This window comes from Oribacterium sp. oral taxon 078 str. F0262 (assembly GCF_000160135.1).
GTDB lineage: Bacteria > Bacillota > Clostridia > Lachnospirales > Lachnospiraceae > Oribacterium.
The window spans coordinates 90,144-90,860 of the sequence record NZ_GG729936.1; the positions used below are offsets into that span (position 1 = coordinate 90,144).

General features: G+C 54.5%; 1 protein-coding gene, 1 rRNA gene and 1 other annotated feature. Both genes read right to left on the reverse strand.

The features are described 5' to 3' along the window. Nucleotides 1-111: a sequence feature (23S ribosomal RNA rRNA prediction is too short), on the reverse strand. A 39-nt stretch (nt 112-150) separates the two neighbouring features. Beyond that, nucleotides 151-396 (reverse strand): hypothetical protein, encoded by a 246-nt coding sequence (locus tag GCWU000341_RS10500; RefSeq protein ID WP_155812839.1) that lies wholly within the window; start codon nt 394-396, stop codon nt 151-153. A gap of 103 nt (nt 397-499) precedes the next feature. After that, nucleotides 500-617 (reverse strand): 5S ribosomal RNA (gene rrf / locus GCWU000341_RS10505). Nucleotides 618-717 lie beyond the last annotated feature (100 nt).

Below are 717 nucleotides of genomic sequence, written 5' to 3' on the forward strand. Positions count from 1 at the left end.
CCCTGCGGTACCGGAGGATTACTCCGGTGGGTTTCCCCATTCAGATATCGGCGGATCACCTCGTATTTGCCAATCCCCGCCGCTTTTCGCAGCTTATCACGTCTTTCTTCGGCTCTCAGTGCCTGGGCATTCACCCTGTGCTCTTTTCGCTTAACCATCCCCGGATTCCTCCGGGTGAGACACTAGCGTGTGTCTCTTTGTCTTCTCTCTGCGGATGTCTCCATCCGCAGCCTCGGATGTCTTACTCTTTGATTGCAATATGCGGTTTTCAAGGTACGATACGGATTCGCGGTGATGTCCGATCTCAGCGCCCCAGGAAAAATCCCCGGCGCCCGGATCGAAAGGAACCGGAATCCTCGATATGCCTTTCTTTCCGCGGAAGGGAAAAAGCAGCATATCCTCCGCGCCTTCTCTCTTTCCCTCTCGGGAAAGCAAAAAGCGCGATACAGCCCGGAGGTCATGAACCTCCTGTGCTCTTCGCAGAGCCGTTAGAAAAAATGTCTGGCATCCACTTATCTTCCCACGCCGTTGCCAGCGTAGTATTTTCAGCCGCCCGGGGCTTAACCGTCGTGTTCGGGATGGGTACGGGTGTTTCCCCCCGGCGCATCGACACCAGACATTCTCTTGACCTTATCAAGAATCGAATCCTACACAGACCCCTACTCTATCCTTAGAAAGGAGGTGATCCAGCCGCACCTTCCGATACGGCTACCTTGT

Excerpts from the sequence above, each read along its gene's own strand:
- GCWU000341_RS10500 (WP_155812839.1), bottom strand. The coding sequence starts at position 396 with ATGCTGCTTTTTCCCTTCCGCGGAAAGAAAGGCATATCGAGGATTCCG.